This window comes from Acinetobacter entericus (assembly GCF_026168575.1).
GTDB lineage: Bacteria > Pseudomonadota > Gammaproteobacteria > Pseudomonadales > Moraxellaceae > Acinetobacter > Acinetobacter bouvetii.
Window position 1 is genome coordinate 39472 of the sequence record NZ_JAPEQW010000007.1, and the last position, 10192, is coordinate 49663.

General features: G+C 43.6%; 6 protein-coding genes. 3 read left to right on the top strand and 3 right to left on the bottom strand.

Annotated elements, in window-relative coordinates; all coding sequences use genetic code 11:
• Nucleotides 1–100 precede the first annotated feature (100 nt).
• The 3 genes from OKC24_RS07270 to OKC24_RS07280 all read left to right on the top strand — a co-directional run bounded on the left by OKC24_RS07270 (nucleotide 101) and on the right by OKC24_RS07280 (nucleotide 6715).
• The gene (locus OKC24_RS07270) at nucleotides 101–2980 is read left to right on the top strand and encodes a bifunctional diguanylate cyclase/phosphodiesterase (protein WP_131276265.1); all 2880 of its coding nucleotides are present in this window, start codon (nucleotides 101–103) and stop codon (nucleotides 2978–2980) included.
• Nucleotides 2981–3118: 138 nt separating this feature from the next.
• Nucleotides 3119–5398 (top strand): NADP-dependent malic enzyme, encoded by a 2280-nt coding sequence (locus OKC24_RS07275; RefSeq protein WP_130146630.1) that lies wholly within the window; start codon nucleotides 3119–3121, stop codon nucleotides 5396–5398.
• 81 nt (nucleotides 5399–5479) lie between these two features.
• Nucleotides 5480–6715 carry a multifunctional CCA addition/repair protein gene (locus OKC24_RS07280; RefSeq protein ID WP_131276266.1) on the top strand — a complete coding sequence of 412 codons (1236 nt, stop codon included), beginning with the start codon at nucleotides 5480–5482 and terminating at the stop codon, nucleotides 6713–6715.
• A 64-nt stretch (nucleotides 6716–6779) separates the two neighbouring features.
• Here OKC24_RS07280 and OKC24_RS07285 read toward each other — a convergent pair whose 3' ends face one another.
• The 3 genes from OKC24_RS07285 to OKC24_RS07295 form a co-directional block, all read right to left on the bottom strand.
• Complete coding sequence (locus tag OKC24_RS07285; RefSeq protein WP_130146634.1) at nucleotides 6780–7934, bottom strand: winged helix-turn-helix domain-containing protein; 1155 nt, start codon at nucleotides 7932–7934, stop codon at nucleotides 6780–6782.
• 100 nt (nucleotides 7935–8034) lie between these two features.
• A complete protein-coding gene (epmA, locus tag OKC24_RS07290) occupies nucleotides 8035–9018 on the bottom strand; it encodes an EF-P lysine aminoacylase EpmA (protein WP_130146636.1) in 984 nt (327 codons plus the stop codon).
• The gene (locus tag OKC24_RS07295) at nucleotides 9015–10082 is read right to left on the bottom strand and encodes a 4-phosphoerythronate dehydrogenase (RefSeq protein WP_131276267.1); all 1068 of its coding nucleotides are present in this window, start codon (nucleotides 10080–10082) and stop codon (nucleotides 9015–9017) included. Before OKC24_RS07295 ends, epmA begins: the two co-directional genes overlap by 4 nt.
• Between the last annotated feature and the right edge of the window lie 110 nt (nucleotides 10083–10192).

Here is a 10192-nt window from a genome sequence, read left to right on the forward strand (position 1 = left end):
TGTAAGCAATAAAAATTAAGCGATGAAAAACCAGTGTGTTTGGATTAATAAAACAACAAGCGACTTTTAATTACTATATTTAAATAAGGCACTTATATTGATGACAGATGATCAATATGACTACATCAAGCAATACAATCATGCTGCTCAAATCGAGAATACGCTTCGCTTGAGCCGTTATTTTCTTCTCAGTATTTTAATCATCTGTCTATATATCTTTTGTATTTACCAAATTTACTTTAACACTGTTAATTTTTATTTCAATTTTTGGTTTATCTTTACCGAATTATTTGCTAGTTTTTGCTGGCTCATCAGCACAGCCTATTTCAAGCCTCATCAATTTGACTTAAAAATTGCTCACCGTTGGCTTCAATTTCAATGCTTCAGTATTGGCGCGCTGATCTCTGCCGGCATTTTCATCATTTATTATTATTTGCCGTCTATAAATCCTAATTTTGCCGATATTCAAGCGCTGACCTTATCTGCATTATTGCTGATTGTGACGCAAACCTTTGGTTTAACCTATTTAACACAGAAGCTGAATTATTTTTGCTTGGCTTTTTTACCCTCCATTGTGCCCTACTTGGTTTCACAATTTTTGTTTCTCGACAAAAGCAGCCACCTATTCAGCTTAGCCATAAATTTTGCTTTAATTGTCATACTGTTATGCGCAACTACGTCATACCGCATTCATCGCCGAATTTCTACCCTTTATGCTAAAAACAGCCTTTTAGTGAAAGAAGCCGAACAGCAAGTAGCGTGGACAGATGACCTGTGCAAGCAGCTGAAAAATGAAATTAACCATTCTAAAGATATCGAACTGCAGCTTCAGCTGAACAATCAGCTGCTGGAGCAAAAAGTAAAAGAACGGACTTTCGATATCGAGCAAATGAACAAAAATCTAGAAGATCAGCAGCAGAATCTTCAGCTTGCGCATGAAATTGCTGGTTTAAAACCCTGGGATTGGAACATTAAAGACCGAACAATTTCTCTGGCCAATACTCATAAAGGCACCACTCAGCGCGATTCAAAAGAGCATCATTACCAACTGCTGCATACAGTCCATCCAGATGATGCAGAACAGTTCAAAAATGCGATGAAACTGCATTTACGCGGTCAGAATGACCGTTATGAATCGACCTACCGGGTACAAAACAGCCTGACTGGGAAATGGAGCTGGGTGCATGACATTGGCCGGATTATTGCCTGGGACCCTGACAGCAATAAACCGTTGCGCATGGTTGGAATCCGCCGTGATATTCAGCAGGAACGTACATCGCAAGAGCGTTTAAAATTGGCAGCCAGCGTTCTTAAGCAAGCGGCTGAAGGCATTTTTATTCTAGATGAAGAGCTTCGCTATCTGGATGTCAACCCATGTTATGAACAGCTGACCGGCTTCCGCCATGAACAAATGATTGGTAAACATTTATTTGATATCGCTGCAAATTATAAATCGCAACAGCGCAGCGCGCATGCTGAAATTTTAAAGCAGGTGTTGCAGCATCAGCAGTATGACGGTGAACTGCAGGAAAAATTCCTGTCAGGAAAAGAATTAACACTTTGGCTGCACATTAATGCAGTGCTGGATGATCAAAACCGTGTCGCCCATTATATCGGCATTGTCTCAGACTTGACTGAACGCAGGCTGCAGGAACAGCGTTTATCTTATTTAGAGAATTATGACATCCTGACCGATTTGCCCAACCGGTTTTATTACAACTATCAGCTGCATCAGTACTTGATTTCGCAACAGGACTCTTTAAAGCAGCTGGCCGTCATACGCCTGAACATCGACAGATTCCGCCCGCTGAATGAATACCTCAGCAACAACGGCGGTGATGAGCTGCTTCGGCAAGTTGCTCAGCGCCTGCGTCTAACCAATGCGGAGGCCTTATTTTTAGCCCATCTCAATGGCGACGACTTTGCCATTGTGTATGAAATTTCGCATATCCGCCCATCCGTGATGGAACATTGCGAACGCATTGCCAAAGCTTTCACACTGCCCTTCAATATATTGGGGCAAGATCATGTCATCACACTGTCAATGGGTATTGCACTCTATCCAGAGCATGGCCGTCAGCTGGATTATTTAAACAACTGCGCGGAACAAGCGCTTTCTGAAGCCAAGCACCTTGGCGGCAATACCATACGTTTATATTCCAATGAAAACACAGCGCTGCTGGAACAGGGCATCTTTTTGGAAAGAGAGCTCCGCAAAGCGATTCAAAGCAATGAACTGGTGGTCTATTACCAGCCAAAAATCAATTTCAGAGATAAAAATATCTATGGCTTTGAAGCTTTGGTGCGCTGGAATCACCCTGAAAAAGGCATTATCCCGCCAGGGCTGTTTATCCCGCTTGCCGAGCAGACCAGCCTGATTTCAGACATTGGGCGCATCGTCATCCAGCAAACTGCCAAACAGATCAAGAAATGGAACCAAATGGGGTTTAATAACATTTGTGTCTCAGTGAACGTCGTTGCCCAGCAATTGCGCCGCGGCCAGCTGCTGATCGACTTGGATGAAGCCATCAAAGCCAATGAAATTTCCGGCGACAGCTTAGAACTTGAAATTACAGAGTCATCATTAATTGAAAACTCAGAAACAGTCAAAAAACTGCTGCAGGAAATAAAAAGCCGCCATATTAATATTTCTTTAGATGATTTTGGCACAGGCTACTCATCACTATCTTATCTTGCTGATTTTCCTATTGATGTTTTAAAAATAGATCGCAGTTTTATTTCCAAAATCGGTCAAAACAAGCACGAAGCCATCGTCTGCGCTATGGTTGCCATGGGCAAGGCTATGGGTTTAACCGTGGTGGCAGAAGGTATTGAAACCGAACAGCAGCTGCAATATTTGCAAAATTTAGACTGTGACATCGCGCAGGGCTATCTGTTCTCCAAACCGCTCCCTGAAGCGGAAGCAACGGTGTATTTAAAACAAAATATCCGTCCTGCCACTTATACATACTTAATCTAAGTACATCTTTCCGGTCTATAAGTTTGTTTGAAAAAGGCACTTTAGCGACTGTCCCAAGTGACGAACAAGTGATATATTCGTGCTTATTTAAGAAACACTACCCGCATTTTTGGGCAACTCAGAACAAACGAGATACAGATGGACGATCAATCTTTAAAACAGCAGGCTTTGTACTATCACGAATTCCCAACTCCGGGAAAAATCAGCGTCACGCCAAGCAAACAATTGGTCAACCAGCACGATTTAGCTCTCGCATACTCTCCAGGTGTAGCAGCGCCATGTTTAGAAATTGAACGTGACCCGTCAACCGCAGCGCTTTACACAGCACGCGGCAACCTAGTTGCAGTAGTCAGTAACGGTACAGCCGTACTTGGCTTGGGCAATATTGGTCCTTTAGCATCTAAACCAGTTATGGAAGGTAAAGGCGTACTGTTCAAAAAATTTGCTGGTGTCGATGTTTTTGACATTGAAATTGCAGAAAATGATCCAGACAAAATCGTCGATATCGTAGCAGCATTAGAGCCTACTTTTGGCGGTATTAACCTTGAAGACATCAAGGCGCCAGAGTGCTTCTACATCGAGCAAAAACTTCGCGAACGCATGAATATTCCCGTGTTCCATGACGATCAGCACGGCACATCCATTATTGTCGGTTCAGCATTATTAAATGCATTGCAATTGAACGGCAAAAAAATTGATGAAATCAAAATTATTGCTTCAGGTGCGGGCGCTGCTGCCCTTTCATGTCTGAACTTGCTTTGCGCTTTAGGCGCAAAGAAAGAGAACATCATCGTTGCCGATTCACGTGGCCTGCTCACCGCAAAACGTGAAGGTCTGGATGAATCTAAAAAAGTGTATGTACAAGATATCGAAGGCACACAGCTTGCCGATGTCATGGAAGGCGCGGACATGTTCCTCGGCCTTTCTGCAGCGGGCATTTTAACCAAAGAAATGGTTAAAGTGATGGCGAAAGATCCAATCATCTTCGCTCTTGCAAACCCAGATCCAGAAATTCTGCCGGAACATGCGCATGAGGCGCGTTCTGATGTGATTATGGCGACAGGCCGCTCTGACTATCCAAACCAAGTCAACAACGCGCTGTGCTTCCCTTACATCTTCCGCGGTGCGCTGGATGTTGGCGCAACCACCATTAATGAAGAAATGAAAATTGCGTGTGTTCATGCCATTGCACGCATGGCGCATGTTGAGGCGGATGCAGCGTCTTATGGTGAAAAATCTGCATCTTTTGGCCGTGATTACCTGATCCCGCGCCCATTAGACCAACGCTTGATTCTTGAAATTGCACCTGCAATTGCACAAGCAGCAATGGACTCTGGTGTAGCAACCCGTCCAATCCAAGATTTCTCTGCATACCGCCAGCGCCTGTCTGAATTCGTCTATAACTCTGCGTTTATGATGAAGCCGATTTTTGCGCAAGCCAAAACAGATCCTAAACGCATTGCATATGCTGAAGGTGAAGATTTACGCGTACTTCGTGCGGTGCAAATTGCAGTCGATGAAGATTTAGCAAAACCGATTTTGGTTGGCCGTCCAGCGGTAATCGAAGCGAATATCAAAAAATTAGGCCTTCGCCTTGAAGATGGTGTGAATATCACAATTGTCGATCAAGAGAAAAACCCTGATTACGATAAGTTTGCAGATGATTACTACAGCATCATGCAGCGTAAAGGTGTTACACCTGAATATGCGCAGCGTGAAGCGCGCCGCCGTTCTACACTTATTGCAGCCATGCTGGTTCGCCATGGTGTTGCTGACGGCATGCTGTGCGGCACATATTCAAGCTACGACATTCACTTAGACTTTGTCAGCAATGTGATTGGTCTAAAAGAAGGCCGCAATAACTTCTTCACGCTGAATGCATTGATGCTTGAAGACCGTAACTTGTTTATTGCGGACACGTACATTAACCGTAATCCAACCGCTGAACAACTGGCTGAAATGACTATTTTAGCAGCTGAAGAAGTACGCCGTTTTGGTATTACACCGCGTGTAGCATTGCTTTCTCACTCAAGTTTCGGTTCTGACCAACATGATCCTAGCGCGCAAAAAATGCGTCAGGTGTATGACATTTTGTCTGAAATTGCCCCAGAGCTTGAAGTTGAAGGTGAAATGCACGGTGATGCTGCGCTTGATGAGAATATTCGTCATTTCGCATACCCGAACTCGCGCTTTAAAGGTTCAGCAAACCTGCTGATTATGCCTAACCTGGACGCAGCCAACATTTCATTCAACTTGCTTAAAGCAACATCAGGCAACAATGTCACAATTGGCCCAATCCTGCTGGGCGCAGCCAAACCAGTTCATATTTTAACACCGACAGCGACGACCCGCCGCTTAGTGAACATGACTGCTTTAACTGTTGCTGAGATTCAAGAAAATGAGAAGTCCGCGCTGTAATTTAGCTGGCTAGATCACACTTAGAGACTTGAGAAAACCTCTATTCTGTTGCATGATGGCTTCAAGAATAGAGGTTTTTTCATGCAAGTTTATTTAGTAGGCGGTGCAGTTCGAGATCAGCTGCTCGGACACCCCTATCACGAAAAAGATTATGTTGTTGTCGGCGCAACGCCGGAACAAATGCTTGCTCAAGGCTATCAGCCCGTGGGTAAAGATTTCCCTGTTTTTCTACACCCTGAAACCAAAGACGAATACGCGCTAGCCCGTACAGAACGCAAGTCTGGTCATGGTTATCACGGCTTTGAATTTTATACCGATGCTGCTGTTACCCTTGAACAGGATTTAATTCGCCGCGATTTGACCATCAATGCCATCGCAAAAGATGATGACGGCAATTTATATGACCCTTATGGCGGCCAAAAAGATTTAGATCAGAGAGTTTTACGCCATGTGTCTCATGCCTTTGTGGAGGATCCGCTACGTGTGCTGCGCATTGCGCGCTTCGCTGCCCGCTACAAAAGCTTAGGCTTTACAGTTGCAGATGAAACTTTAGTACTAATGAAAGAGCTGGCAGAATCTGGTGAGCTTGAAGCCTTAACACCAGAACGCGTCTGGAAAGAAACATCCCGTGCATTGATGGAAGATCATGCAGACGAATATTTTGAAGTCCTGCGTGCATGCGGCGCTTTAAAAGTCTTATTTCCAGAAATAGATGCGCTTTATGGCATTCCTCAGCGTCCTGAATATCATCCTGAAATAGACTGTGGCATTCATACCATGATGTCATTGCAGCAGGCTTGCCGTGCCAATTATTCCTTAGATGTTCGCTTTGCGGTATTGGTGCATGACTTAGGTAAAGCCTTGACCCCTGCCGATGAATTGCCGCGCCATATCATGCATGAAGAACGCGGTATTAAACCTGTCAATGTCGTCTGTGACCGCCTGCGTGTGCCAACCAATACCAAGCAACTGGCTTTAGCCGTCTGTAAAGAACATTTGAAGTGCCATCAAGCTTTGACATTAAAACCAGGTACTTTATGGCGCCTATTGCAGCGTTTGGATGTATTGCGCCGCCCTGAGCGCGTTGAAGCCTTTGTACAAGCTTGTGAATGTGACTCCCGCGGCCGCTTAGGACTTGAAGACAGAGACTATCCTCAAGCGCAATATGTACTGGACGCTATGCAAGTGGTGCGCAGCATTAAAGCACAAGATTTGCCGCCTGAGATTCAGGGGCCAGATATTGGTGAAATGCTGATTGAACGTCGTATTGATGCTTTAGCCGAGTTAAAGCAGAACTATATTGTCCAGACGGTATAATCTAAACATTCAATATTGTCCTTTAGCATATTTAACTAGAGGACAATATTTGGAATGTAGAGCATTAATTAAAGTTTAATTTTTGCTGAAATTGCAGATCCAATACACAATGATTAAATGCCGCAAAGCGTTCCAGCTCTGTACTTAAAAGTTCAATAAAATGGGCTTTATTATTTATAATTGCTTGCAGATGAAAGCTCAGTATTTCTAAAATCCCTTCCCCACGATGTGCCTTACAATCGATTTTCCCCACTAATTCAGCACCATACAATATCGGCAAACAAAAATAACCATATTGCCGTTTTTCTGGCGCCACATAGCATTCCAAACGATAATCAAAATTAAATAAGGCCATTAGGCGGTCACGATGAATAACCAAATTATCAAATGGAGAAAGAATTTTGACGCTTTTTTCGGTTACATTAAACTGATCTATTTTTTCTAAATCAACATAGAGCCATTCACCTGAATCTAACTGAACTGATTCAATTATTTTTGCATCAATTTGTTTATTTAGGATTGAACGCATTGCTATTTTTAATTCTGTACCCGATTTTAAATGTAGCAATTGTTTCCATGTAAATACGCCATGTGACCTTTTTACCGTTTCAAACAAGTAACGTGCATATTCTTCTACATTGGGCTCCGTCAAATCCAGTCCTGAAGGCAAGCAGTTTTCTGCAAGTGCATAAAATTTTTCAACACCTACACGCTTGCAGACCATCAATTCACCTTGCATATAAAGTTGCTCAATAGACTTTCGCACAATGTTCGATTTCCACCATCCTTGTACTGTCTTTTCATTTTTGTTCAGAAAATCTCGAGAGCACACCTGACCTTCGGATTTTGCCTGTGCCAATATCTCTTGCATAAGGTATGAGTCACCTCGATTGAAATATTTACTTTCTCCACGTCTGACAGAATTCATCTGCCTCAGCGCATATCGATAGTCACGCATTGGGATATATGAAGCGGCATGAAACCAATACTCAAATATTTTTTGATCGGCAAGTAAGCGGTTTAAATGCTCTTTATCATAGTTTTGAACACGATTCCAAAGAATGTGATGGTGCGCGCGCTCAACCACTGAAATCGTATCGATTTGCACATAACCTAGGTGCTCAATCACCTTCAGGCTATCGATCATTCCTCTTGGTGCGATAGGCTGAGGATGAAGCAATGAACTATTGATCGCTAATTGTCTAAATTGAACATCCATAATTTGCCGTATTGTTTTACTTATAATATTGAATTACATCGGTTTAACGTATTGAGAGTTGCCCCAAACACAGCAATGAACGGCATTTGGGGCGAACAATTTACGATAGCGCTGCAGGGAAGGTAATTACCTGCTCAAGCTTCATTTGCTCAGTCGCAACCATCAGTAAGCGATCTATACCTAAGGCAATACCCGAGCATTCGGGCATATTGGGCAGTGCAGCCAACAAATATTCATCAATTGGCATAACATGCAGCCCAAGCTTTTCACGTTCAAGATTATCCGCCTCAAAACGGCTGCGCAGCACATGAGCATCTATCAGTTCATCATAGGCATTTGCCAGCTCCAAGCCCTCAATGTACAGCTCGAAACGCGCTGCAACCAACTCGCCATCCTCATCAATACGCGTCTTTGCTAAAGAGGCCAATTCAGGCGGGAAATCCGTCAAAAATACAGGGGTATCAAAACCTAAGCTGGGCTCGACAAAATGCGAAAATAGCAGATCTATATAGCCTAAACGGTCATCACCCAAATCGAGATTCAAGCCCACCCGATTACAGCAGTTTTTTAAATCCTGCAGTGTTGCCTGCAGCGGGTTTAATTCCAGCCGATCCATAAAAGCATGCTTATAACTTAAGATGGTTGGACGGACTGCCCCAAAGCGCTGCGCTAAAGTGACATTCAGCAATTCCGTCACTTCAAACATTAAGTCTTTCAAGCTAAACCCTGGACGGTACCACTCCAGCATGGTGAATTCACTGTTGTGTTTTCGACCATGTTCATCATCACGGAATACTTTGCAAATTTGATAAATGGGACCGCTGCCGCTGGCAAGTAAACGCTTCATGGCAAATTCGGGTGAAGTCTGTAAATAATGCGTTTGCTTTTTTCCTTGTACATGACGCTGCGCCTGTACAGAGGCTAAGTACACATCAGTTACTCCTGCTTGCGAGAGCACTGGCGTTTCTACTTCCAGCACATCGCGTTCAGCAAAAAACTGGCGGATTTGAGCATACATTTTTGCGCGCGCGCGCATGGCTTTTAAATCACAGCTGGGCTGATATTGGATGTCCGACTGGCTCATGCTTTAGGCCCTCCATGCGCAGCCCATTCACGGCGCAGCGGATAGGTTTTACGCAAATAATCAAAGGCTTTTTGATCAACCTTGCCATCCTTTAAAGTTGCTCTTAAATTCGCATCGTCGCGGGCAATATCATAAATTTCTATTAGATGCTGTTTCAATACAGCCTTTAATGACTGATTGGCAAATAAGGCCTCACAAACAGGTAATTGCGTTTCAAAACGTTTGGTCGCTGTATGATCAAATGTTTTGCAAAAAGCATCGTAGATCATCTGTGTACCGCGGGCTTTGCCTTCTAGGCTATAGCCTGCAATATGCGGAGTAACAATCGTTATTAGATTTAGTAAAGTTTCAGAGATTTCTGGTTCGTGTTCAAACACATCTAACACGACCTGACGCTGAGTCTTTTGAATGTCTGCAATTAAATCTGCTTCTGCAACCACTGGCCCGCGTGCAGAATTGATTAATATGGCTTCTGGTTTCATCTGAGATAATGCATCTGCATTGATTAAATGATAAGTCGGATGCTCACCAGATTGAGTCAAAGGTACATGAGTTGAAATGGCGTCTGCGTTTTTTAATAATTCTGAAAATTCGACTTGATTTACATGCTCACGCTGAACAAATGGGTCATAGCCAATCACCTTCCAGCCCAAAAGCTGCGCCATGGCAGCCAAGCGTGAACCGACATTGCCTAGACCAACAATGCCTAATGTAAACTGCTCATTGACTTCTATCAGTTCTGGCTGGAGCTTCAGCAATGCTGTAATCACATATTCCGCGACGGCTTGCGCATTGCAGCCCGCTGCATTTGACCATGCTATTCCCTGCTGTTCAATCACAGGAATATCCAAATGATCTGTACCAATGGTTGCGCTGCCGACAAACTGTAAGATTGTGTTCTGAATCAATGCAGCATTTACGTTTGTGACTGAGCGAACCAGCAGTGCTTCGGCATCTTTTACATCACTGTGTGTTAAGCTGCGGCCGGCTTTATGTTCAATCGTTCCAAATTCGGCAAAGAAATAATCGGTAAATGCCAGATTTTCATCCGCAATGATTTTCATAAACGCATCCAAAATTTTACTGCCGCTATGATAGCGCTTTTATGCGTAGAATCGCTATGCGAGACAAAATCACTCATGAAAAAGGCTCCTGATTTCTCAAGGGACTTTGT